This is a genomic window from Mycobacterium paraseoulense (assembly GCF_010731655.1).
Classification (GTDB): domain Bacteria; phylum Actinomycetota; class Actinomycetes; order Mycobacteriales; family Mycobacteriaceae; genus Mycobacterium; species Mycobacterium paraseoulense.
On the sequence record NZ_AP022619.1, the window covers coordinates 1941281 to 1965412 of the forward strand.

Below are 24132 nucleotides of genomic sequence, written 5' to 3' on the forward strand. Positions count from 1 at the left end.
GCGCGACAGCATCCAGTCCCCCACATATGAGGCAATGCATGGCAATCGCTCACGTGAGGTTTCGTGTCAGGCGAGGGCAATCCCGCCCATCGCGATCGGCGTGATATCCGCCTGAAGTGCCCGGGCCGCCCTCGTGCCAGGTACGTTGAGCATCACAAATTGCCATCCGCCGAAAGGAAGACCATGGCAAGCGACGACAGAGCGCCGGCCGTCCGAACACGCGAAAAGCTCGACGAGGACGACCACGACCTATTGAATTTCGGGGAGGCAGGCCAGCGGCTTCGCTTGGAGATCGCGTTCGGTGAGCGTCATGAAAGACGTCTCGATCAGTCCAGCTCTGGCAACAACCTGTCGAAAGCCCCAACTCTCCTGAAGGCGCTAGGCATTGCAGCGCAACGCATTCGACGCATCGGATCACCGACGAGAACTCCGAGAAATTCTTCGGCCACTCAGGCAAAACCAAGCGCAACCTACCCCGCCGAGGCCAACAATTGACGGTCGCATTCCCCGAATGGTGCGTGAACGGCCAACCGGTTTCGATGTTTCTCTTCATGAGGCGACCCGACGACACGGTGATCGGATACCCCATGACCGGCACTCCACGTGACGGAGCCATCGAGTTCACGACCTATCGCAGGGCCGCGAAAGCCCGCTATCTGGCAGCGGACGATCGCGTCTGCGTTGTCATCGTCAACTACGACGATCCCGCCGAGGGCGTTGCCTTGTGGGGCCGCAGCCGCCTTATTGATCCGACCGCGTTCATTCCCGCACGACCCAAAGCGGGCCCGACAGAGGTGCCCGATGCCGTAATAGACACCGTTCGCGAGCGATTGCAAGATGGTAAGCGAGTCGTGTACCGAATCGAAGTCGATCAGTCCCGACCCTCCCGGAGGGTGGTCGCCGCCAATGCCGAAGCCTGATATCCGCATGGACGCGAAGGAGATCGACGATTTTCTGTCGCGATGCGAAATCATGGCGGTCGGCACCGTCGACGCCGATGGCTGGCCGACGGCCACCCTCACTCATAGTGAGTTTCACACAAGAACGCTGCTGCTGCGCTTGGACCCGATTGATCCCGTCGCCGTAAATGCCGTTGCACGCCAACAGCTCTGCTGTGTCGCCGACGAGCATCAGAGCTACTACGAGATTCGAGGCGTAATAGTGCACGGCCACCCGAACTTCGTCGACAAAGCTGTTCGTGTCGACATTGAGCGACGCACGGGTTTCGATTTCGGAAAACTCCAGCGGGATGAGTCCGTATGAGCGCAGTGAAGCAGCGGCGAAGTTCCCGGCGTCGTCCTACGCGATGACCGAGCAGGCCCCGCGCCATCGCCGTACGGTGTCTCCGTCGACTTCGGCGAGGTCACCGAACTGTTTGATTCCCAGTTGATCACATCCTCCTTGTCATCGGGTCGGTCCGTCGGGGCATGATCGCCCGATGCAGGGCGCGTTCGACCTTGACGCGGATAATCTCGTCCCCAAGGTGATCCGCAGGGCCCGCAAACCCAACACCGCACAGCGACGATGGCAGACACCGCTCCCGCAGCCGACGCCCCGTGGCATGCAAGATTCGTTATCCCGCAAGCTATCTCGGCCTGCCATCTTGTTCCGGTCGGAATGCGCACTGTCGCGGCCGGCTTTCCAATCAGACGGCCACCGGACAGAACGTCGATGTGGCCTTGATCCACAGTGACTCGACTGATCGCGTACCGGATCCCCAAGTACATCGCGGCAGCCACGGCAGCGCGCGCCTGCGGGCGGTCGATAATGCAGCTCGCCATTACGCCAGGACGTTTGCACGTGAGAGAAGTGGGCCCACATAACCGTCGTCACCGAGACGGGGCCACCGTTGGCAACGCGCCCATCGTCGTCCCGAGCCGCGGCCGTCATCACCAGAATGGAAACGACCGCAACGAATCACACCGCCACCCCTTGCAGCTTCGGGTCCATTTCCTCCGCGTGCCACCTGGCGTTACTGCGCAGTCGCCTTGCTCAAGCGTCGAACCGGTCGCTATATTTTTGCGGAATAAACAAACCCTTTTGAATTTGACAAGATCCAGGTTGACTCCATCCGGGGATCATCCTTCTCACGAGATCGAATCGATCCTTGACGAATACGGCACGTACCTCGACGCCAGCTGACGCATCGATGGTTCACGAGGCCGACCGACGACATTGCGGCTCTGCAATCGCAGTTCCGTGCCTTCTTGGACCACCGTCTTCGCAATCGCCGATACGAACGCCCCACTCGCCGACGCTGGACGTATCTCGACCAGTGCATGCTGCGATCAACGAGGGCACCTCTCCGACGCCGCCGCGGCGGGCCTGAAATGGTGGACCTCCGAGGAGCAGTGGGAGATCACCGAACCGGTGCCGGCAGCTTCACGGCGGCTACGGCTACATCAACGAATACGAGGTGGCGCGGCTGTGGCGCGACTCGCGGGTGCAGCGGCTTTATGCGGGCACCACCGAGATCATGAAAGACCTGATGGGTCGGGCGATGGGCTTTTGACGATGAGTTTGCTCACTGAGTGGGCGCATTAGCGGTTTGAGCAGGGCCGTTCGGCTAACCTTCAAACAGTTAGTTGATTACGACTACGGTGGAGGGTCGATATGGAGGTCACCAGCCTTCGCGAGCCGAAGATGGCCGATCGCGTGGCCACGGTGCTGCGCAGGATGTTCATCCGCGGCGAGATCGCCGAAGGGACGATGCTCCCTCCGGAGTCAGAACTCATGGAGCGGTTCGGCGTGTCGCGGCCGACGCTGCGCGAGGCATTCCGCGTTCTCGAATCGGAGTCACTCATCGTCGTGCAGCGTGGCGTGCGTGGCGGCGCCCGTGTCACCCGACCGCGACGCGAGACGCTTGCCCGTTATGCCGGGGTGATTCTCGAGTACGAGGGCGTGACGCTCAAAGACGTCTACGACGCGCGAATTGCTCTCGAGACGCCGATGGTCGTGCAGCTGGCCAAAGAGCGCAACGCAAAAGTGATCGCGGAGTTGGAGAAGATCGTCGAAGCCGAGGAGCAGTTGAAACCGGGCAGCGACGCCGTGGTCCAACTGACGGACTTCCACGCCGCTATCGCACGGCTGTCGGGCAACAAGACCTTGCAGATCGTCAGCGATATGCTGCACCACATCGTCGAGAAGGCGAATCGCTCGCTGCAGCCCACCGAAGGTGCTCGCGCAGAGCAGGCGGTCCGCCGGTCCGCGAAGACACACCGCATGGTGCTGGACCTGATCAAGGCGGGCGAGGCCGAGAAGGCCGGCGAGCTGTGGAAAAAGCACCTGCAGAAGGCGGAGGAATTCGTGCTGTCGGGTTCCGAATTGTCCACCGTCGTCGACCTTCTCGAATGACAGATGTCAGCCGGGAAGCCGGCCACGACATCGAGACGCCGATCCATCTCCTACGGCGGTTCGGGATCGAGGTATTGATCGCTCATCGAAAGTCCGCCGTCGTGGAGATGCGGATGCCGCTCGCGGACATGGGCAATCCTTTCACCAACCTGCCGACCGTCGGCCCTCTGGGCGTGCTCATCGATGCGGTCAGCGGACTGTCCAACCGCTTCCGGCATCGCGACACCGAGTGGACGGTGTCCACCGAATTAGCATCGAACTGACCCCTAGAGAAGCGAGCGAGCGACCGAGTCAAATGCCTCTCTCGCAGAACTGATGGCCGTGGATCCCATGCCGCCTGCCGACGTTTTGCGAGTCCTGTGCCAGAACGTAGACCCGTTCCTCAACAATGCCGTTGGCGTCATCGACGGCAGAATCGGTCTTGTGGCGTAGCGGGTCCGGTGGGCATCGGACGCGGCACTGCCGTCGCCGACGCACGTGCGGTCGGAGACGACGGCAGGCCCGCGGTGACGGGGCGCGTCACCGCCTACCGCTAGCGGTCCGTCGGCCCCTTGACCTGGCGGAGCGTATTGCGGCTGCGTTGGACTTTGGCAATGATGTCGTCGGCAGTGGCCTTCCACACCAATAGCGACGCGTCGCCGTTCCGATGCTCACTCCCAGCGGTGATCGCCGTGGTGAGCTTGGCGACGCTTGCGATCGCTCTGCGGCGCAGGCGCGTGCTAGTGAATGCCTTCGGTCGGACATGCGCCGTGTTGGGGCGCCCAAGAACGCAGGCGAATGCGCGCAAACACATGTCGGTAAGCTCAGCCCGCGAGATACTCTGCGACTGAACCCATTTCACACTGGCTGACCGAACAAACGCCAACCAGCTCCACAGCGATTTCGGTGGCACTGCGCGCCTGTCCCTGCGCGACGAGTTGATCGATCAGGCGTTGGCCCACAACGGTGAGCTCCTCGGAGATGATCGCCTGAATTGCCGGGTCATACGACAATACGCCGCGGTTGATCGCGATGGCTTCAAAGGGATGATCGAGAAACGACTGGATGTGGGCCTCGAGTCCGGTGGCAAGCTGCTCTGCCAGCGGCAGTAGCGGATCAGGGCTCACGCGTGCCAGGAACCGGTCGCTAGCGCGCTTTAATATTGCCACGTACAAGTCTCGCTTGCTCGGAAAATGGTGGTACATCAACGCCCTGGACACACCCGCGCGCGCGGCGATGTCCTCGATTAAGACGTCTTCATACGGCATCTCCGCGAACAATGCGGCTGCCGCGTCGAGCAGCTCTTCACGCCGCTGCCGCGGTTCTAGCCGGCGTCGTGTCACTCGACGCCCTCGGCCAGATCACATCGCCGACGGACCACTAGCGGCCACTTCTTGGATCGAGCAAGGAATGCGGCACTCGTTCCTTGAACTCGGCTGTCGAGAACGACGTCAATTGATCGGCGAGCGCGTACTCCAGGACACCTTGAGCAGCCTGGGCAAGGTGCATATTCAGCGCCACCTTCGACGACCGCAGAGCCTGCGGCGGCAGTGCGGCGAACCGCTCGCCGAGTGCCAGCGCCTCCTCGAGCACCGTGTCTCCGAGCACGACCTTGTGACCAGATTCAGCTTCTCCGCGAACGGCGCCGTGATCCGATTGCCAAGCGACACACACTCCTTGGCTTTCATCATGCCGATCAGCAAGGGCAGCATGGCTGCGCCGTCGTCCCCGGCAGTGAGCCCAACCGCGACGTGCGGGTCGGCCAAGTAGCTGTTCTCCCGCATCACCAGCAGGTCGGACAACAGAGCGATCGGACAGCGCAGCTCCACCGTCGGCCCGTTGACCGCGCAGACCAGGGGCTTCGCGAAGTTGATCACCCTGAGGAAGACGGTGCGGGCCTCGTGAATCTGAAACGTGCGCGCCACCTGATCCTCGATGAGGCGGCCGAACATGGACAGCGCCGGTGCCGCCTTCGATGAGAGGAAAGTCGCGGGAGACCAGGACCACGCGACGGGCAACAGCATTAGCGTCGGTGGCCCGGTCGGCCGCCACGGCCATGGTGAGCGCGTCCTCGTCGAATCCCTTAACGCGCCGGTCGCCCTTGCACCATGTCGGGGCATAAGTGCCGATCGAGATGACGTTGCTCATGGTTCCTTGCTCCTGGGCGACGGGACCGTCGCGATCGTAGATCAAATAAGATATATAGTTATAGCATTTAAGAGCCGGTGCGTCCGTACCAGCGGGCGAGAGGAGCCCAAGACCGTGCACAGTTCAGGTTCTCGCACTCTGAAGGACCGCGTGCTGGTGGTGACCGGTGCCACCCGTCGCATCGGGCGCGAGATTGCGGTGCGTGCCGCAGCCGATGGCGCCGCGATCGGCGTCACCGCTGAACATCCGTTGCCCGTAACACCGCGCGCGCAGAGCATGAGCGTCGGCTCGGCCGGATGGCCCTTACTGCTGCCAATCCGTGGGACCTAGTGATCGGCAATTTATGACCGCGCAGTCAACTAAAAGGAGAACTAGTGACAGTCGAGAAATTCAACGGTGCGTCCGCGATCGTCAGCGGCGGCGCGGGCGGCCTCGGTGAGGCCGCGGTGCGGCGATTGCACGCCGAAGGCCTCGGTGTAGTGATCGCCGACCTGGCCGTCGACAAGGGCAAGGCGCTCGCCGACGAGTTGGGCAGCCGCGCGAGCTTCGTTACTACCGATGTGACGAGCGAAGACTCGATCGGGGAAGCCATCGAACAGGCCCACCAACTGGGCCAGCTGCGGTATGCCGTCGTGGCCCACGGAGGATTCGGCGTCGCCCAACGCATCGTGCAACGCGACAACAGCCCGGCTGATTTCGCCGCCTTCGCCAAGACCATCGATCTCTATCTCAACGGGACTTACAACGTCGCTCGGCTGGTCGCCGCTTCAATCGCGGCCGCGGAACCCCAGGCCGACGGCGAACGAGGCGCATTGGTGCTCACGGCATCCATCGCCGGTTATGAGGGTCAGATCGGTCAAAGCGCTTACGCTGCGGCGAAAGCCGGTGTGATCGGATTGACGATCGCCGCCGCGCGAGACCTCAGCTCCGTCGGCATTCGGGTGAACACAATCGCCCCCGGGACGATGAAGACGCCGATCATGGAGTCGGTCGGAGAAGAGGCGATCGCGAAGTTTGCCGCTAATGTGCCGTTCCCCAAACGGCTCGGGACTCCTGCTGAGTTCGCCGACGCGGCGGTCTTCCTGCTCACCAACGGGTATGTCAACGGTGAAGTCATGCGTCTTGACGGCGCACAGCGATTCGCTCCTCGCTGAGTGCTCGCACATCCGGTCCGCCGGACTGCGTCGTGCCTGAAATTATCAAAACAGTTCTATTATTTCGGCCGCTGCACGTAGCATCCGTGGTGCGGCTCACACCGTGCCAGACGGCGCGGCACGTTCAAGTCGATCGAAGGCAACGACGAAAGCTTTATGGCCTGGCTCGACAGGCGCGTCGTCTCTTCATCGCCGTCGCGGCCGCAGACAGGGACGGTCGCATGCCGTCGAATGCGCGCCGCCGCGCCGACCAATGATGTCACGCCGATGGTGACCGAGAACCCCGCGCGGTTCATTTCCGCGGCGAGCACGAGCAAACCCAGCGAACCACGTCACTCATCGGTCATGTGGTCGTGCGAACTGGAGACCTCTCCAGACGCCGGTGTGCGTGAACGTCGATGCCGAGTCGTGGCGCATCGGAGGGATCCGTCCGGCGACGTCGGTGGTCCGCGTTGGGCCACGTGACAGTCGACATGGAGGGTTTTCGCCTTCGCCCTCGGCGTTCTTGTTCGTGCCGAACATGTGTTCGGCCGCCGCTTGGAAGCCATTGCCTGACTTCAGGTCCGGATAGCGGATTCGCACGAGTGGTTCAGGTCTTCGTCGTTTCCCCGCAAGGGTTCTCTTTTCTAATGGCGGGCATATACCTATGCCAACGACGCTACTTTTAATGATAGGACATTATTGAATGCTGAGATAACTGACAAAAGATGGTTCGGCGCAAGACGCTTTGACGCCGCAGAGGAGAACGATGGCAAGTCTCGATAGGGACGTACCCAGGGTGCCGCGGCGTCGTAACGCGTCGGGCGAGTCGACGCGTGTGATGCTGATGGAGGTGGCCGAGCGGCTGTTTGCCACGCGTGGCATTGAGGCAGTGACGTTGCGCGAGATTCAGGAGGCCGCCGGCCAAGCGAACACATCGGTAATTCGCTATCACTTCGGCTCGCGCGACGGGCTGATCCGCGCACTCATCACACACCGTCAGAGCCGACTCGGGGCTTTGCGGCAGAAGATGCTTGCGCAGATGCGGGCGGAAAGGAAGGAGGCGGACCCGCGCGCAGTGGTGTGGTTAATCGTCCGACCGATGGCGGACAGTATCCAGGCGGGCGAGATGTTTGCGCCGTTCCTCGCGCGGCTTGCCGAGGATCCCCGCGCAAAGACCGACCTGTGGCCCGATCACGTTGACGACGACTGGACGCAAGATAAGCTCGAAGAATTGGTCGAAGCGGCGCTTCAGGACATCCCGCACCGTGTCCGCCGCGGTCGCACGTTCCAGCTGTATATCAGCGTGATAAACGTTTTGGCGGAAGCGGCGCGATCCGGCCGCCTCGGCGATGCGCAGTTGCACAACTATGTCGACGGATGGGTCGGCTTGCTGACCGCGCCGGTGTCATATGAAACCCGTGGCCTGCTATCGGATCCGCGCGACGACTAAAGTCTGGCTGGCATACGTCGCCGAAGAAGACGGTCAGTGCCGCGAGATCCAGATACTCTCAAGGCATGGTCCAAGTGATGCATGTCAAAGAGCAGATCGAGATATATTGCGGTCGCTAGCATTTCGTCGTGAAAGAAACATCACTAGCGAGCGGGCTGTACGCCCATCGGCTGCGACGTTCGACCTGCAGTATGACCTCCGACGGCGCTGTCCCGGGGGGCCGGAGAGGCCCACTAATAATGCTTTGACATTAACCTTCTGGGGTGCCACGCTGGCATGACACATGTCACACCATGCGTCTTGTCCCTTGAGGAGCGTTTATGACAGCAGCAAGTCCGGCACAGGAGCGGCCCCTCGCTGATTTGCTGGTTGTCGATTTGTCCACCACCCTGGCGGGCGCATACGCCTCGCAGTTCCTCGCCGATTGCGGCGCCGAGGTGATCCTGGTGGAACCGCCCGACGGCAGCTCCGTCCGGCAGCTCCCCGGATGGCCCGCACTGTTACGCGGCAAACGTTCAGTCACGCTCGATGTCCACGAACCTGCCGACCGTCGACGACTGTGGCAGCTGCTAGAGAGCGCCGACGTGCTCGTGACAACGGCGCGCCCGGCGGACGGGGGCCGCCTCGGACTCACGCCCGATTTGCTGACGCAGCGCTGCCCCAGACTTGTGCACGCGTCAATTACCGGGTGGGGATCGAAAGGGCCGTGGCGGAACTACAAGGGCTGGGAAGCGTTGGTCCTGGCCAAAATCGGAATCATGCACGAGAAGCGTGGCGTCACACCACGAAAGGGGCCTGCCTACGTTTCGGCCACCTATGCCTCTTGGGGAGCGGCGCACGCCGCCGTGCAAGGAATTCTGGCAGCACTGATCGAGCGGGATTCCAGCGGTCGCGGTCAAGTCGTCGAATCCAATCTCGTAACGGGGGTGGGTGCGAACGACACGTGGAACTGGTTCAACGAATTGGTGCTCAACCGGTACCCGGGCGCCTTCGAACCAATGGGCGCCGTGTACGACGAACAGAGCCGCCCGCTGATCCATCTGGTGTATTCGGTCTTGGTGGCCCCGACCAAAGACGGTCGCTGGTTGCAGTTCGCCCAGGTATCGCCCCGGTTGATGCATGCGTGGCTGACCGAGCTCGACCTGTTGACCGAACTTGCGGACCCGAAGTGGGAGGGCTTTCCCATGCTGCCCACGCAAGAACTGCGCACGGAATTCTGGGACCTGATGATCGGACGGGTCAGACAGCGCACTCTCGCCGAGTGGCAGCAGGCTTTCGATGCAAACGAGAATCTAAGTGCCGAGATTTTCCGCACACCCAGCGAGTCACTGAATCATCCCCAGACTCTTCATCAAGGCCGCGCTGTGACTGTGGACGACCCCGAGCTTGGCCCGGTGCGCCAGCCGTCGACGTTGATCCACTCCGATGGCCAGCCACTCACGGCGTTGCGTCCAGCTCCGCGCGTCGGGCAGCACAATGCGTCAGTGTGGGGGTTGCGCCGGGAGTCGCCCAGCCTCGCTGCTGCTGACGACGTCGCCGCGGGGCTTCCCCTGTATGGGGTGACGATCCTCGAATTCGGTTCGATGTTCGCCGGGCCCTACGGCGCCACGCTGCTTACTGACCTCGGTGCGCGGGTGATCAAGATCGAACCGCTCGATGGCGACAACATCCGAGGCATGCTTCCCTTCCCGGAGGCTGGTGGCGCAAAGGTGCTGCAAGGCAAGGAAAGCTGCGCGGTCGACTTCACCAAACCAGAGGGGCTCAGCCTGGTATACGAGCTGGTAAAGCGTTGCGACATCGTCGTTCAGTGCTTCCGCGGGCATGCAGCTGAACGGGCCAAGATCGACGAAGCCACACTAAAGGCGATAAACCCCGATTTGGTAGTCCTGAGCACCTCCGGCTACGGACTCGACGGGCCATTCGGACATCGACCCGCGTACGCTCCATCCATCGCTGCGGCGTCGGGTCTGGCCGTTCTCGACAGCGGCGACGCAATGCACCCGCCGACCGACCTAGATGATCTGCACCGCACGGCCGCCACGCTGTTCTCCGGCGGAACAATTTCGGCGGTGCAGGCCGACGGTATCGCCGCATTGGGTGTCGCCTCTGCATTGCTCGTGTGCCTTTACGCGAAGCGGCGCGGCATCGATATGCACCACACCGAAACAACCATGCTGGGCACGGTTCAGAACGCGCTGATCTGGTCGAACATCAGCTATCCCGACCAGCCGGCGGTGCCGACAGCCGACGCGGAGTTCCTCGGCCTCACGGCCCTCTACCGGCTGTACCGCGCCGCCGACGGTTGGGTGTTTCTCGCCGCGCCCCTGGCGCGAGAATGGGAACCTTTCGCGAAGGCCATGCAGTCCTACGTCGACCTGCTGGCCGACGAGCGTTTCGTCGACCCCGCATCACGCACACACAACGACGACGTCTTGACGCACCTCTTGGAACAGGTCTTCCTGGCAAAGACCAAACTCGAATGGGAGCGAGAGCTGACCGCACAGGACGTCGGATGCGTCGAGGTCGCCGAACGCAATTCGGGTACCGTCCTACAAAGTGATACGTGCCGCGATGCTGGGTATTCTGTGGAGGCCGACAGTCCCATCTTCGACAAACATCTTCGGCTGGCACCCCTTTATCGGTTCTCCCGGTCGTTGACAAAGGCCAGCGGAGGCTGCACCACGGGTCAGCACACGGCCGCAATTTTGCGCGAGATCGGCATCGATGACAACCAGATCGCTGATCTCCGGTCGCGAGGCATCATCGCATGCGGTTAAAGGTGTCGACGGGCTTGCTTTGTTGCCGCGTGAGGCGCCAAGCCGGCGCCGTCAGCCCACGCCGCCCTGTCGGCAGTGATCACTTGTTTCTGGTCTACGACAGACTCTCTCCGTAATTAGCCAGTTGGCATGTTCGCAAGACAGGCGTCCGACGTCTCGCCTTGGGCACCAGCTCTCGTGCACTGGGTTTGGGCTCGCCCGAGACAAGAACGAAGGACAGACTGGGCGCCGCGCCGACCGCAGTCACGCTCGCCGGGCTATTGATAATTTCTAGTACTTGGCAGATTCTACCTTTCGGACGGTTATGCGCGATAATGCAAGGAGGCGTTGTATGGCTACGCTCGAAGTTGAACCGTCGCGAGGGTCTGCTGCCGCCAAGATGAAGAGGGCGCCGCGGGTTCGCACCATCTCCCCGATCGTTGTCTGGGCGACAGTCGGTGGGGCGTTTGTCACCCTGGCCATCTATGTCGCGGCGAGCTGGATCCTGGGCGGGCGCGCCACGCCGACACCGATCGGTGACCACAACCCCAGCTTGGGTAAGGACCTTAGATTCTGCATTGCGTTCCAGGTGTTCACGGTGATCACGGTCGTCGGCACCCTGGTTTACGTTGGACGTCAGTGTATTCGCGAAAGGCGCTTGACGTTTGACGCCATCCTCATCATCGCCTATCTGTTGCTGATTCAATGGGATCCGATCCTGAATTACGTTGTGCCGCAGTTCTCGTATTCGTCGTTGATGGTGAACTTCGGCTCGTGGACCACCGACATGCCCGGGTGGGTGTCCCCGCGCGGCAACCTCATGCCCGAGCCCACCATCCTCATCGGGGTCGGATTCATCTGGAGCGCTGCGCTGTGCATGATCGGGTGCGCGTTCCTGCGCAAATTCGTGATGAGGCGTTGGCCACAGACAGGCAAGCTGGGTGTCGTTGCGTGGTCGATTGCCTTCATGGCAGTCATGGATCTCAACGAGGTGGCCCTCACCAGTTTGCACGTCATTGCATATCCAGACACCGTCGGATGGTTGACGCTGTTGAAGGGCACGACCCATCAGTTCCCTCTTTACGAACCGCTCGTGTGGGGCGCCCTTGGCTGGGCGCCGTTGATGGTGCTGCGGTTCTACCGCGACGACCGCGGTCACTCGGTGGTCGAGCGGGGCGTGGAGCGGCTCAATGTATCCAACAAGACCAAGGTCGTCCTGCAGATCCTGGCCGTCGCAGCCGTGACCAACATCGGTTACCTCCTCTATAACGTCGTGTTCATTTGGATTGGCCTGCAAAACGATAACGACAACTGGCAGATGTATCCCTCGCATCTGAGAAATGGGATGTGCGGTCAGGGAACGCCTTATCTCTGCCCGGACCCAGCGCATGGGCGGCCGATACCGACGGGCGGTCAGCCAGGTTCGCCGAACGACATTCCAGGCGATGGCAGCACATGGGTCGACCTCTACCTAGGCCGATAGCGCCATCGGTTATAGGGCTACTCCGGCTCGTGGGCAGTCATCGAAGGGGAATATGACGTCGCGGACGAGTCCAGGATTGCTTCTATGCAGATGAGTTCAATGCCGCCGACGCACCCGATCCTGCCGATCCCGATGTCCATTTCGGTGTTGCACCCGAACAGATCACCACCGAACTGCTCGAACCCTGCGAACAATTCTTCTGCCACGCCAGTCCCATCGTTCAAGCCGAGCTGCGCCAATTCCTTACCGAACATGGTCGTCCCAGTGGTATCGGGTGGTTCCTTGACACTCTCGGCTTCACGACCTTGAACGGCGGAGCGAGGGCGTGACGTCGGATTCCGTGGTGCTCGTCGACGGGCACCGAGTGGGTGTCCAACGGTTTGGGTCGGTCGGTGGGTGGCCGCTCGTGTGGTGCCACGGTGGACTGAGTTCAGCGCTGGACGCCAAGTTTTTCGATGCCGCCGGCAAGCAATGCAGCGCCGATGTCATCGCGATTGATCGGCCGGGAATCGGACGCAGCGACGGCTGCGACCTGCCCACGATCGCTCACTGGCCGCAGCTGGTCGAACAAATCGCCAATTCGCTTGGCCTGAAAGACTTTGCGGTCGCCGGGTGGTCAGCCGGGGCCCCGTACGCACTGGCCTGCGCGGCGGCGATGCCGCACCGAGTGCGCGCCGCCGCCACGCTGGCTGGCATGGCCCCACTCGAGACCATCCGGCAGGTGTTCGAGTTGAAGTTGTGGGCCGACCAGATGCTCATCCCCGCGGCACGATGGTCGGCCCGCGCTGCCGCGGCGCTGGTGTGGCTGGGCCGTTGGGCACCTGACCGCTACCTCGCATGGGACATTCGCCGAACGGCGGGCAACAGGGATCGAGCGGCACTCAACGGGCAGCCCGTTGAGTGGGTCATCGCCGCACTGCGGGACGCCACCGCCAGAGGGGCGAGCGGAACGGCCGAGGATTACCGACGTTTCGGCGGTGCCTGGGGTTTTGACCTGGGCACGGTCCACCAACCGGTCACGATGTGGCAAGGAGAGCAAGACGTTCTCCTGCCCATGAAACATGCTCATCGACTGGCAACCGCACTACCTAACAGCACCCTCAAAGTTGTTGCGTCGTCGGGACACTACCTTCCCACCGTCATCGCCGGTGAAGTGCTCAACGACCTCGCGCCGCGATAGCCGATCGACTACAGATCCCTTGCCAAGGTCTCGGGGCACAGCGCCGAACCTCGCGGAATACCCAGGGGTGGGGCCAAATTCCTCCGTCGCGGTGGGGCCGTTTTACCGTGACACAGCCGACGCAGTGATGCCATTCGCACCGGAGTGCACTACACCCAGTTGGCCAACGGCGCGAAACGGTGAAAGTCACTCGTACCGCGAGTATTAAGCCGAAGTGGAGACAACGATAGGCCGTCAATTCGCCCACGCGTCAGACTCGCTCAGATCCGACCGCCCCAATTCCCCGGAGGATGAAACCTAGCAGTTGATCGACCTCCACGGACACGTCGGTGGTGGCCTTCCTTTCAAACCGGTTGACGAACGCTGCCTCGAAGGCCGCACGAATCGACCTGGCGTCGGCTTCCGGGCTGCATGCGGTAAAGGTGCCATCGGCTTTGCCGCGGTGCAGGATGCCTGCGAGCGCCGCCTCCTCGGCCTTGACGAATAACTCCAGTTCGCCCCAGTACCCCGGCGTGCGGCGCATCTCTTCCGAGTAGAACGTGGCCATGCGTTTGCGTCGCCGGTGATCTGACACGATCTCGAACATGTGCTCCATCCAGGACCGCAGAGCATCGATCGGGGTCTCAGCCTTCGCGACGACCTCACGCAGTTGCGCAAGTACCGCCTCGCGGTCCCGCCGGAACATCTCCAACAGCAGGTCATGCTTGGTGCTGAAATTCCGATAGAAGGCGCGCGTTCCAAGCCCCGCCTCGTCGAGGATCTCGGTGATTGATGCGGACGAGCCCGAATTGCGATCCAGGCAGCGATAGGCCGCATCAATAATATGCCTGCGCTCCGAGGCGCGGTCGACGGTTCTGCTCTCAACCACGGTCTATTGCACCGTCATCCTGCGATTCGCGGGTCGTCGCGTCATCGTAGCCGAACTCTCGAAGCACAGTGCCGGTGTGATGGCTGCCCGGCAGCCGTCGAGCGGCCGGCGGCCGTCCGAGGGTGACCCCACCGGCTCGGCCGCCAATGATGTCGACTGCACTGCTTGTGAAAAGTGCATTTTCGCGTGTAGACGCGTCCACCGCAAATCTCGTGACACTGATCGCAGCGGCTACGATCGCAGATATTGGAGCTCATTCCGATGCGAGCTGGTTGACATGACGCGACGCATGCCAATAGCCTATCTGAAAAATAGTTTTTCACAGTCAAACCCGGATGGGCGGAGGACCTTATGGCGAAGATATGGGCGAATTCCGGCGACTCGCACTTCCTGGAACCCGACGATCTCTGGCGGTCTCGGCTGCCCAAGCAGCTGGCCGGGTTGTGTCCGCGAGCGGAGAAGGATCCCGACGGCGAATACGAGACCGTCTTCGTTGACGGCCAGGTGTTCCGTCGCAAGCTCCCATCGTCGGCGCTAGTGGACTTCGCACAGATGAGCATGCGGGCGCAGGGAAACCGCGATGCCAGAGCTCGGCTCGCTGACCTCGACCAGGAAGGCATCTGGGGCGAGGTCATCTTCCCGTCACTGGGCATGTGGGCCTCATCGTTCCGGACGCCGGAGTTGCTCAAGGCGTGCATGCGAGCCAGCAACGAGTGGGCGCTCGAGGAGATCGTGGCGGTATCACCGCGCTACGTAGTCACAGCGCAGGTCTCCACCCTGGTGGTGGACGACGCGGTCGAGGAGATGCTCTGGGCGGCCGATAAGGGGTTCAAGGCGATCTTCCTGCCGACCACCCCGCACCCCAGCGCTCCGGACTGGCATCGCGACGACTGGGAGCCGTTGTGGGCGGCGGCCGAAGAGGCCGGCATGGTGCTTGCCTTCCACATCGGCACAGACCCCGTCGAGGTGACGGCCGCCAACAGCGTGACCGGCGGAGCCGGTCTGGTGTATCGCGGCCCTGGCGGGGCCATCATGAACTACGCCGAGACGACGTTCTCCGGTCAGCGGGCGACCATGAAGCTGGTGGCATCCGGCGCACTGGACAGGCATCCGAACCTGAAGGTTTTGATCTCCGAGGGCGGCGCGACATGGGTTCCATTCCTCGGCGACCGGCTGCTTGAGGGATACCGACAGCACCACATGGTTGTTCGGCCGAAGTTGAGCCGCAGCCCGAAAGAGATCCTTTTCAACCAGGTCTATGCGTCCTTCCAACACGACGAGACTGCGGTGCAGGCGTTCGAACACATGGGTTACCGCAACGTCATGTTCGGCAGCGACTATCCGCACATGGAGGGTACGTTCGGCCACACTCAGGACACGCTGAAGACGCTGTTCGACGGTGTGAGCGACGAGACGCGGCTGCGCATCACCCAGGGGGCGTTCTTCGAACTGTTCCCCGACGTGCCGCCCGTCGCCGCCGAGAGCGTCTGAAGCCAGTGCCGAGAAACGGTCTTCGCGATGTCGCGATCGTCGGTGTCGGTGCGACGCCGTACTTCAAACGTGGTGGGTCGCTACCGAAGACAGTCACCGAACTAGCCGGCGACGCGATTCTCGCCGCATGCGAGGACGCGGGCCTTTCCGTCCACGACATCGACGGGTTCGCCTACTACTCCGGCGCGAGCGCTGGCTACACCGAGAAGATGGACACCGCCGACTTCGTGGAGACTCTCGGCATTCCCGAGATCCGGTTCACCGCGGCGCTGACCTCCGGCGGCGGCGGTTCTGCGGGGGCGATCGGGCTGGCAAGGGCCGCCATCGTCGCCGGCGATGCCTCCGTAGTCGTGACCGTCATGGCGTTGCAGCAATCCAAACAACGTCTGGGATCGGTGTTCTCGGCGATGCAGCCTGATCCGATGAACTCGTTCCTGCAGCCGTCAGGCCTGTTCGGTCCGGGCCAGCTCATGTCGGTGCTCGCTCGTCGGCATATGTATCTGTACGGCACTCGGCGGGAAGCCTTCGCAGAGATCGCGATATCGACGCGTGTCAATGCGATGAATCGGCCGAACGCGATCCACCGGGAGCCCCTGACGCTCAAGGACTACTTCGACGCGCGCATGATCGCAGACCCGTTGTGCCTGTATGACTTCTGCCAGGAGACCGACGGTGCGGTCGCCGTCATCACGACGAGCGCCGACCGCGCGCGCGACCTTCGTCTGCCGCCAGTTCCGGTGGTCGCCGCCGCCCATGGTGGAGTCAAGGATTGGGGTCGCGCGTTCGCGTGGATGGGCATGCCCGACGAATACTTCGCGTCCTCGGGAAACAAGCCGATCGCCGAGCGGCTCTACCGCCAGGCCGGAGTCACCTCTGAAGACATCGACGTGGCATTGCTGTACGACCACTTCACCCCGATGGTGCTGATGCAACTCGAGGACTATGGGTTCTGCGAGAAAGGCGAGGGCGGCGCGTTCGTGGAGAGCGGAGCGATTCGCTATGACGGTGGCTCCATTCCACTCAACACCCACGGCGGCCAGCTGTCGGAGGCCTACATCATCGGTATGACCCACATCATGGAAGGAGTTGAGCAGATGCGCGGCACCGCGATCAACCAGGTGCCCGACGCCGAGCTGGCGCTAGTCACCGGCGGTCCGGCCAGTCTGCCCGTCAGCGGCCTCATCCTGGGTCGGGCAGCATGAGCGCTCCTCCGGCGACGTTGGCGACGACGTTGCCCGGCGAGCACGTCCAGATCGCCGTCAATAAAGACACCGAACCGTTCTGGCACGCAGCCAAAGAAGGGCGGCTGGTCGCGCCCCAGTGCGCCGACTGCGGCAACTTCCGGCTCCCGCCGACGCCGTTTTGCCCGGCTTGTCAATCAAAATCAATCACCTGGATGGAACTCAGCGGTGACGCAACGGTGTACAGCTTCGCGGTGGTACACGGTATCCCGGGCATGCCTGCGCTGACGGTGGTGCCCGCCGTGGTGGATCTCCCCGACGCACCTGGTGCCCGGCTGGTGAGCAACATCATCGACATCGACCCCGCCGACGTGACCATCGGAATGGCGCTGCGCGTGGACTTTTCGCCGATCGCGGACGGCTGGATGCTTCCGGTGTTCCGCGCCGTCCACAGGTGATAGGAGCGACTGCGCATGGCTGACGACGACAGCGCCCTGCACGAAAAACCGCTGGAGTTCCTGGCGAGCATCGCGAACACCGGCGGCGATTGCGACGGCCAGGCGATCCTGCCGGAAACGGGCACTTCCGGGCCTCGTGTTCGTGCGGCAACTGGAGCATCGAAGTCCAGACGTCCGAAGAAGGCCTCCGATTAGCGCGCCTGCACACCGGAAGTCCGGAGAACTGAGAGATTAAGGAGAGATCGTGGGAAGTTTGGAAGGTAAGGTCGCCTTCATCACCGGCGCCGCCCGGGGGCAGGGTCGCGCCCATGCTCTGCGCCTGGCCGGTGAAGGCGCCGACATCATAGCGCTGGACATCTGTGCCGACATCGACTCGATGGACTATCCCAACGCCGCACCGGCCGACCTCGATGACACAGTCAAGCTCGTCGAGGATCTGGGGCGGCGAATAGTGGCCCGCCACGCCGATGTTCGAGACGCCGATGCCGTCGACGACGTGGTCCGCGAGGGTGTGGACGAGTTCGGTCGGCTCGACATCGTGGTGGCCAATGCCGGCATCGTTCGACTCACTGAAGGCTCGCAGCGACGCCAGATCTTTCGCGACATCATCGACGTGAACCTGGTCGGCGTGTGGAATACCGTTGAGTCGGCGATCCCCGCGCTCATCGATGGTGGTCGCGGCGGATCGATCGTGATCACCAGTTCGAGTGCCGGTTTGAAAGCCACCGGCACCGGGCGCGCCGGTGGCCAAGCATACGCCGCCGCAAAGCGGGGTTTGGTCGGCTTGATGCAGGTGTGGGCCAACCATCTCGGCCCGCACTCCATCCGTGTCAACACAATCCATCCCACCGGAGTGGCGACCGGGATGGTGATGAACGAGACGATGGCCAAATTGTTCGAAGCCAACGACGTAGCGGTTGCGGCGATGCAGAACGTGCTGCCGATCCAGATCCTGCAACCGGAAGACGTGGCCGGAGCCGTGGCGTGGCTGGTTTCGGATGAGGGCAGGTTCATCACTGGCACCGCTTGGCCGCTGGATGCCGGCTTCGCGGTGCGCGCGTAGGGACAGGGGAACCTTTCAGAACATCAACCCATGCAGGAGGCCATAGTGATTAACACCGTCGGGCTTCATCGGAGCGGGCCATATGGGTGAGCCCATCGTGTTGCGCCTGCTCGACGCCGCCAGCCGCGTTCCGCGGTTCCGCTGAGGACTTCAGATGCCGCTCCCCGATTTGGTTCTCGTCCATGGTGGCCAGCATGCGGGCGACTGCTGGGATCTGACGGTCTCCGAGTTGCGCCGCCAGGAACCAGAACTCCGCATCCTCGCGGTGGACCTTCCGGGTCGCGGCTCGAAGCCAGGTGACCTGACCGCAGCCACCATCGGCGCCTGGGTCGACTCTGTGGTCGCCGATATCGATGATGCGGGTTTTGGCGAAATCGTCATCGCCGGCCACTCGATGGCGGGGGTGACGGTACCCGGGGTGGTGGCCCGGCTGGGCTCTGCGCGCGTCCGCGAGATGGTTCTAGCGGCGGCGTTCGTGCCGCGTCAGGGCGAAGCGATCACGGACACGCTCGACGGTCCACTGGCATGGTTCGCTCGGCGCGGCGCGGGAAAAGGGAAACCGCTGAAAGTCCCGTCTTTCGTTGCGCGCTATGCGTTCTGCAATGGGATGACCGAAAAGCAGCGCCAGTTCGCGATGGCACGGCTGTACCCCGACACGGTGTCGATAGCGATTGAACCAGTGGACCGACGTGACCTTCCGGCGGACATATCCCGCACCTGGATCCTCACCACACGCGACCGCGCACTGTCCGTCGCGTCCCAACGGCGCAGTATCGATGCTCTGGGCGGGGTGCAGACCATCGTCGAGGTCGACTCGTGCCATGACGTGATGATCAGCCAGCCGATTCGTACAGCGCAGATCCTTCTCGACCGGTGCCGTCAATACGTGAATTCGGTCGGGTGATCGCGCCGTCTTATTTCAGATGGAGCAGCTTGGCATCGTCGATACCCATCCCTCGAATCACCTCGTCGGTGTCTTCGGCGAACATCGGCGATCGGCGCGCAGGAGTGGTTCGAAGAACCGCGCCTTATACTTCTGGATGCAATGGGGACAATTCCATTCCGCCAACCGATTTCGGCCATCCGGGAGCGACCGGCTTCCCGTCGACCAGATCGGAGTGCCATGCGGAGGCGTCGTCGCCGGGTCGCTCGCCAGTCAGGGGCCGTGGTCACCCGGGAATGTTAACTGGTTACTGACCATGCCAAGCGACGACGAAGCGGTCCCGACACACGAAAGGCTCGACGAGGACGACCGCGCAAGAATGTATAAGGTCACCCGAATTGACTATGGCAGTCGACTGTCATAATGTCCCTTTCGTGGCCAAAAACGTGCTCGTCGTGCTGAGCAATCCAATCGCTGACGAGGACGATGCCTTCAACAAGTGGTACGACAACACGGGCATACCCCAGGTCCTTGATGTACCCGGAGTGGTTGCGGCGCAACGGTATGCGATCTCCGAGGTCAACGTTCCCGATGACCAGGAATTGCCCGCCGTGCTGCCACCCCCGACCCACCGGTACATGGTGATCTATGAACTAGACCGTGAACCCGATCAAGTGATGCAGGAATTCCTTGCAAGGTCGATGGCAGGAAAGTTCACGCTCGGCGAGACGCTGGACCTGGGCACGATCTCGCTCACCGGTTGGACGCCGGTCGGTGAGCGCCGGCTCGCGAAATTGTAGGAGGCCCGTGAGCGAGACCCTCGACATCTTGCACACACAACGAGACTCCTGACGGCTCAATCCGACGCGATTACCCGGAGGCCGCCGACGCAATCGCGGGCGCGATGCTTGTCGTCCCCTGCCGGGTCGCTTGCTTTTCGTCAGGACAGAATTCATCGGCGACACCCCGGTATCTGAAATGGGACGAGAAGGCCAGTGCTACCGAACGATTGGGTCACAGCGCATAATCTCGAACCGCGCGGCCTGGCTAAGTTCCGCGCTCACGCAGCGCTGGCGGATACGCGCTGGAGCGCCTGTCTGGAGCGCCTGTCGGTCCGCCCCGAGCTCGGTACGATAGGGCATCACTGATTGCCATCCCCCGAAAGGATGACCATGGCAAGCGACGATGGAGCAGCCGCCGTCCCAGCACGCGAAAGGCTCGATGAGGACGACCACGACCTATTGACTTTTGGAGAAGCAGGCGAGCGGCTTCGCTTGGAGATCGCGGCGGCCGAGCGCGACGTCGTGCATCTCGAGCAGACCGACTCCGCGGACGGCCTGTCGAAGGCTCGGGCCCGTTTGGAAGCGCTCCGCGCGGCAGCGAAACGCAATTCGGCACACACCATAAACGACGAGAACTTCGAAAAGTTCTTCGGTTACGCCGGCAAGGCTAAGCGCGACCTGCCGCACATCGACCCGACCAATTGACGGGTGGGCTATCCGGACAGGTGGGTGGATGGCCGGCCCGTTTCAAAGTATCTCTTTATGAGGCGACCGGAGCACACGGTGGTCGGATACCCCATCACACCGACACTCCAAAGGACAGAGCCATCGAGTTCTCGACCTATCGAAAGGCCACGAAACGCGCTATCTTGCCGCCGCCGATCGCGTCTGCGTTGTCATTGCCGAAGACGACGATCCTCCCCCGGGGCGTTGCGCTAGGGGTTGCAGTCACCTCCTGCGAACACGTGACTAGTACCGGTGATCATCAATCCAGCCAGGTCCGGATCCGCGCTGACTCGCCTGATCGCGTACCGAATGCCGTAGTACATCGCGGGAGTCACAGCGTTGCGCCCCTGCGGGCGATCGAGAGCGCAGATCGTCGTTTCGCCAATACGGTTCAACATGAGAAGGGGTATCCAACCACTCGCCGTCGGGCTGGGCCATCAGCATCCTGAGATCCGAGACGATCCTTCCACGGGGTAATTGGTAAAAAACAGTTATACAGTTATAGAATTCACTCGACCTGTGATATAAAGGGCGCATGCCCTCCATCAAGCCTTTCCGGATTTCGGTTCCCGATGCCGCACTCGACGATCTGAAGGCGCGGCTGAAGCGAACCCGTTGGCCGGAGGCCGAATGCGTCGACGACTGGAGCCAGGGCATGCCGCTCGCCTACACTCGCGAGTTGGCTGAGTATTGGTCGACCGAATACGACTGGCGTGCAAGCGAGTCCGCGTTGAACAGATTCGATCACTACACCACCGACATCGACGACTTGGACATCCATTTCATTCACCAGCGCTCCCCGCTGAGCGACGCACTTCCGCTGGTGATCACCCACGGCTGGCCTGGATCAATCGTTGAGTTCCACAAGGTGATCGAACCACTGACGGAAATGGGATTCCACGTGGTGTGTCCGTCGCTGCCCGGTTTCGGCTTCTCTGGCAAGCCCACGCATACCGGTTGGGGCGTCGAGAAGATCGCCAGCGCGTGGAATACGCTGATGGGCCGTCTGGGATACGAGCGGTATGGCGCGCAGGGCGGCGACTGGGGCGCCGCGGTGACCACACAACTGGGCCGCGCCGGCGGAAGATGCGTCGGAATTCACCTCAACATGCCGGTCAGCTTTCCGCCGGCGGACATGGGCCATCCGACTGACGAAGAGCAACAGGCGCTAGACAGCCTCGTCGAGTATCAGCGCTGGGACTCAGGCTATTCGAGCCAACAGGCAACCAGGCCGCAGACCCTCGGCTACGCTCTTGTGGACTCACCCGTCGGGCAGATGGCGTGGATCGTTGAAAAGTTCTGGCGGTGGATGGACTGCGACGGCCACCCGGAGAAGGTGCTGACACGCGACGAGCTCCTCGACAACGTGATGGTTTACTGGACGACCGCGTCGGCGGCGTCGTCAGCCCGCCTGTATTGGGAGAGTTTCTTCTCCACCTTCGGCGCTCAATCCGATCGCGTAGAGGTACCCACCGGCATCGCGGCATTTCCGAAGGAACTGTTCAAGACGCCCCGTAGTTGGTGCGAGCCCAACTACAACATCACGCAGTGGACGTCCATGCCGCGCGGCGGTCACTTCGCGGCCTTCGAGCAGCCCGAGCTCTTCGTCGACGACGTGGCATCATTCTTCGATACGGTGCGAAAGAGCTGAAATTTCCAGCTGGTTGGTCAACCCACGGTGGCGTCAAACTCAGTCCCATGGGCATCGGCAAGACACTGAGAATCGATCATTTACATTGACGCTCAGGCTAACCGAATGGAACGATGTCGGGTCGGTGTCGAGGTTCGACCGCCACAGGCCGGTGCGCGATTTTCGTCCGTTCACCGCGGTTGCGATACGGAGAATCGCGGCTTCACCACCGGTCGCGATCAATGGCGTGCCTGCCGAGGCTAGATTCACTGTGGTGCAGCAGATTCCACAACGAAATCTCGACCTCGTCAGCGAAGCGCGCCATACCGCAGCCCGACTCCGGCACTCGGGAACTCACCTTGGGCCGCTGCTCGGCGTCCGTACAACCGGCCGCCGGTCGTCTACTCCGGCTCACCCTGTCGGCCCGCCCAGTGGCTCGCATACATGGCTGTCGGCGTCGATGATCATTTGCGCTTCGTCCAATTGTGTTGACCTAACCACTCTCGAATGAGACCCACCTGCGTCACAGAGGCGACGTGGTTGCCGCGCTCGTCGAAGAATCCGCCGACGCAGAACGCCCTGCCTTCCGAGGCACTGGGCGACAGATGATCGAAGCGCAGCCACTGATCAATGCGGAAGGGGCGATGAAACCACACAGAGTGATCGAGGGTGAACGTCTGAACGTCGTTGTGGGGCCCGATCTCGTGCGGGCTAAAGGAGCTCCTCAACAATGTCAGGTCAGCGACACATGTGGCGATGGCACTGTGGACCGCTTGAGGACCTTCGAAAGGTGTCGACGTTCGCACCCATAGGCGCGGCAGCGTACCCTTACCCGTTGTCGTAAGCGGGCGCACATTCGAATCCGGGCACCAGTCGACAGCCAAAGAAGACCATCGTCGATAGAAATCCGCCCAATCCTCGGGAAATGGACGCAAGGCCGCGCCGGCTTCTGAAGGGCCGCCGACAGCTTCGGCAACCAGTTGATGCTCGGGTCCAGTTTCTGGAGCGTGGAACGAGGCCTGCATGGAAAGGAGCTGGCGACCCTGCTGCTCAGCTATGACCCGCCGGTCGGAGAACGAGCGTGAGTCGCGCAAGCGCTCGACGCGAAAGTCAATCGGCGGCCCGATCAACCCCGCGGAGAGAAAGTGCGACTGAACAGAGTGTGGGACGCGTTTTTCCTCGACGGTCTTGGCCGCCGCCATCAGCGCTTGACCTGCCGCCTGGCCGCCGAATACCCGGGGCATACCGATGTCGGGCGTGGTCCCTTGGTAGAAATCGCTTGCGACGAATCGGACGTCGAGCAGATCAATCAAGGAGGCGACAGTGGCGACCATCAGCTGCCCTCTTGGAGTCGGCTCCGACTTCCGACCGGCGTCCGCGATGCCCTGCGCTCGTGTGCAAGTCGCAATACCGCGGCTGGTTCGGCTGACATGAGGGCGCCGAGCCCACAAGGGCTTAACAACGGTGTCTTCTTGACCCGCCGAACGGACGCGATGGTGCTTTCGCTGGGCGTGCGTCGTGTCTCGGTACGCAGAGCTGCCATGGCAATCCCTATCTATCTAGG

24 protein-coding genes and 4 pseudogenes are annotated in these 24132 nt (G+C 62.3%); 20 read left to right on the top strand and 8 right to left on the bottom strand.

Annotation, left to right across the window (positions count from 1 at the left end; all coding sequences use genetic code 11):
* Positions 1-183: 183 nt before the first annotated feature.
* The 6 genes and pseudogenes from G6N51_RS28885 to G6N51_RS29145 all read left to right on the top strand — a co-directional run bounded on the left by G6N51_RS28885 (position 184) and on the right by G6N51_RS29145 (position 3617).
* Positions 184-495, top strand: a complete 312-nt coding sequence (locus tag G6N51_RS28885; protein ID WP_232078291.1) for a hypothetical protein — start codon at positions 184-186, stop codon at positions 493-495.
* Positions 492-920 (top strand): pyridoxamine 5'-phosphate oxidase family protein, encoded by a 429-nt coding sequence (locus G6N51_RS08940; RefSeq protein ID WP_142274864.1) that lies wholly within the window; start codon positions 492-494, stop codon positions 918-920. Before G6N51_RS28885 ends, G6N51_RS08940 begins: the two co-directional genes overlap by 4 nt.
* On the top strand, positions 907-1263 hold the full coding sequence (locus tag G6N51_RS08945; protein ID WP_083169597.1) for a pyridoxamine 5'-phosphate oxidase family protein: 357 nt from the start codon (positions 907-909) through the stop codon (positions 1261-1263). Before G6N51_RS08940 ends, G6N51_RS08945 begins: the two co-directional genes overlap by 14 nt.
* A 998-nt stretch (positions 1264-2261) precedes the next feature.
* Positions 2262-2512: pseudogene (locus tag G6N51_RS08950) on the top strand (acyl-CoA dehydrogenase family protein); the annotation flags it as partial.
* A 101-nt stretch (positions 2513-2613) separates the two neighbouring features.
* Positions 2614-3354 (top strand): FadR/GntR family transcriptional regulator, encoded by a 741-nt coding sequence (locus G6N51_RS08955; RefSeq protein WP_083169601.1) that lies wholly within the window; start codon positions 2614-2616, stop codon positions 3352-3354.
* Entirely contained in the window at positions 3351-3617 is a 267-nt protein-coding gene (locus G6N51_RS29145) for a hypothetical protein (protein ID WP_083169603.1), read from the top strand. The genes G6N51_RS08955 and G6N51_RS29145 overlap by 4 nt, the downstream gene beginning before the upstream one ends.
* A 540-nt stretch (positions 3618-4157) precedes the next feature.
* Here the strand turns inward: G6N51_RS29145 and G6N51_RS08965 are convergent.
* The 3 genes and pseudogenes from G6N51_RS08965 to G6N51_RS08975 all read right to left on the bottom strand — a co-directional run.
* On the bottom strand, positions 4158-4676 hold the full coding sequence (locus tag G6N51_RS08965; RefSeq protein ID WP_142274865.1) for a TetR/AcrR family transcriptional regulator: 519 nt from the start codon (positions 4674-4676) through the stop codon (positions 4158-4160).
* Between the two features lie 168 nt (positions 4677-4844).
* Positions 4845-5357, bottom strand: coding sequence for an enoyl-CoA hydratase/isomerase family protein (locus G6N51_RS08970; protein ID WP_306460835.1), 513 nt, complete (start codon positions 5355-5357; stop codon positions 4845-4847).
* Positions 5287-5481 (bottom strand): annotated as a pseudogene (locus G6N51_RS08975) (hypothetical protein); the annotation flags it as partial. The pseudogene G6N51_RS08975 and the gene G6N51_RS08970, both read right to left, overlap by 71 nt.
* A gap of 374 nt (positions 5482-5855) precedes the next feature.
* On the opposite strand from G6N51_RS08975, the gene G6N51_RS08985 reads away from it, so the two are divergent.
* Positions 5856-6635 (top strand): SDR family oxidoreductase, encoded by a 780-nt coding sequence (locus G6N51_RS08985; RefSeq protein ID WP_083169607.1) that lies wholly within the window; start codon positions 5856-5858, stop codon positions 6633-6635.
* Positions 6636-6694: 59 nt separating this feature from the next.
* Here the strand turns inward: G6N51_RS08985 and G6N51_RS08990 are convergent, their stop codons facing one another.
* Positions 6695-6952, bottom strand: coding sequence for a hypothetical protein (locus G6N51_RS08990; protein WP_083169609.1), 258 nt, complete (start codon positions 6950-6952; stop codon positions 6695-6697).
* Between the two features lie 431 nt (positions 6953-7383).
* Between G6N51_RS08990 and G6N51_RS08995 the strand changes: the two genes are divergently transcribed.
* The 3 genes from G6N51_RS08995 (at position 7384) to G6N51_RS09005 (ending at position 12306) form a co-directional block, all read left to right on the top strand.
* The gene (locus G6N51_RS08995) at positions 7384-8067 is read left to right on the top strand and encodes a TetR/AcrR family transcriptional regulator (RefSeq protein WP_083169611.1); all 684 of its coding nucleotides are present in this window, start codon (positions 7384-7386) and stop codon (positions 8065-8067) included.
* Positions 8068-8387: 320 nt separating this feature from the next.
* Entirely contained in the window at positions 8388-10844 is a 2457-nt protein-coding gene (locus G6N51_RS09000) for a CaiB/BaiF CoA transferase family protein (RefSeq protein WP_083169613.1), read from the top strand.
* 331 nt (positions 10845-11175) lie between these two features.
* Positions 11176-12306, top strand: coding sequence for a spirocyclase AveC family protein (locus tag G6N51_RS09005; protein ID WP_158086202.1), 1131 nt, complete (start codon positions 11176-11178; stop codon positions 12304-12306).
* 17 nt (positions 12307-12323) lie between these two features.
* Here G6N51_RS09005 and G6N51_RS09010 read toward each other — a convergent pair whose 3' ends face one another.
* Positions 12324-12560, bottom strand: a complete 237-nt coding sequence (locus G6N51_RS09010; RefSeq protein ID WP_083169617.1) for a hypothetical protein — start codon at positions 12558-12560, stop codon at positions 12324-12326.
* 71 nt (positions 12561-12631) lie between these two features.
* Here G6N51_RS09010 and G6N51_RS09015 point away from each other — a divergent pair, with 71 nt between their 5' ends.
* Complete coding sequence (locus G6N51_RS09015; protein ID WP_083169619.1) at positions 12632-13486, top strand: alpha/beta fold hydrolase; 855 nt, start codon at positions 12632-12634, stop codon at positions 13484-13486.
* Positions 13487-13736: 250 nt separating this feature from the next.
* Here G6N51_RS09015 and G6N51_RS09020 read toward each other — a convergent pair whose 3' ends face one another.
* A complete protein-coding gene (locus G6N51_RS09020; protein ID WP_083169621.1) occupies positions 13737-14354 on the bottom strand; it encodes a TetR/AcrR family transcriptional regulator in 618 nt (205 codons plus the stop codon).
* Positions 14355-14705: 351 nt separating this feature from the next.
* On the opposite strand from G6N51_RS09020, the gene G6N51_RS09025 reads away from it, so the two are divergent.
* The 8 genes and pseudogenes from G6N51_RS09025 to G6N51_RS09060 all read left to right on the top strand — a co-directional run bounded on the left by G6N51_RS09025 (position 14706) and on the right by G6N51_RS09060 (position 20917).
* Complete coding sequence (locus G6N51_RS09025) at positions 14706-15845, top strand: amidohydrolase family protein (protein ID WP_083169623.1); 1140 nt, start codon at positions 14706-14708, stop codon at positions 15843-15845.
* 5 nt (positions 15846-15850) lie between these two features.
* Positions 15851-17047 carry a thiolase C-terminal domain-containing protein gene (locus G6N51_RS09030; RefSeq protein WP_163750674.1) on the top strand — a complete coding sequence of 399 codons (1197 nt, stop codon included), beginning with the start codon at positions 15851-15853 and terminating at the stop codon, positions 17045-17047.
* Entirely contained in the window at positions 17044-17484 is a 441-nt protein-coding gene (locus G6N51_RS09035; protein ID WP_083176669.1) for a Zn-ribbon domain-containing OB-fold protein, read from the top strand. The genes G6N51_RS09030 and G6N51_RS09035 overlap by 4 nt, the downstream gene beginning before the upstream one ends.
* A gap of 15 nt (positions 17485-17499) precedes the next feature.
* A pseudogene (locus tag G6N51_RS09040) lies at positions 17500-17711 on the top strand (hypothetical protein).
* A 17-nt stretch (positions 17712-17728) separates the two neighbouring features.
* The gene (locus G6N51_RS09045; RefSeq protein WP_083176667.1) at positions 17729-18547 is read left to right on the top strand and encodes a mycofactocin-coupled SDR family oxidoreductase; all 819 of its coding nucleotides are present in this window, start codon (positions 17729-17731) and stop codon (positions 18545-18547) included.
* A gap of 154 nt (positions 18548-18701) precedes the next feature.
* Positions 18702-19451 (top strand): alpha/beta fold hydrolase, encoded by a 750-nt coding sequence (locus G6N51_RS09050; RefSeq protein ID WP_083176665.1) that lies wholly within the window; start codon positions 18702-18704, stop codon positions 19449-19451.
* A gap of 413 nt (positions 19452-19864) precedes the next feature.
* Complete coding sequence (locus tag G6N51_RS09055) at positions 19865-20230, top strand: hypothetical protein (RefSeq protein WP_083176662.1); 366 nt, start codon at positions 19865-19867, stop codon at positions 20228-20230.
* Between the two features lie 372 nt (positions 20231-20602).
* The gene (locus tag G6N51_RS09060; RefSeq protein ID WP_083176671.1) at positions 20603-20917 is read left to right on the top strand and encodes an acyl-CoA synthetase; all 315 of its coding nucleotides are present in this window, start codon (positions 20603-20605) and stop codon (positions 20915-20917) included.
* 242 nt (positions 20918-21159) lie between these two features.
* Here G6N51_RS09060 and G6N51_RS29155 read toward each other — a convergent pair.
* Positions 21160-21382: pseudogene (locus G6N51_RS29155) on the bottom strand (enoyl-CoA hydratase/isomerase family protein); the annotation flags it as partial.
* Between the two features lie 91 nt (positions 21383-21473).
* Between G6N51_RS29155 and G6N51_RS09070 the strand changes: the two are divergent.
* Positions 21474-22589: an epoxide hydrolase family protein gene (locus G6N51_RS09070; RefSeq protein WP_083176660.1), complete on the top strand. Its 1116-nt coding sequence runs from the start codon at positions 21474-21476 to the stop codon at positions 22587-22589.
* 443 nt (positions 22590-23032) lie between these two features.
* Here the strand turns inward: G6N51_RS09070 and G6N51_RS09075 are convergent, their stop codons facing one another.
* Positions 23033-23902, bottom strand: coding sequence for an acyl-CoA thioesterase (locus tag G6N51_RS09075; protein ID WP_083176657.1), 870 nt, complete (start codon positions 23900-23902; stop codon positions 23033-23035).
* Between the last annotated feature and the right edge of the window lie 230 nt (positions 23903-24132).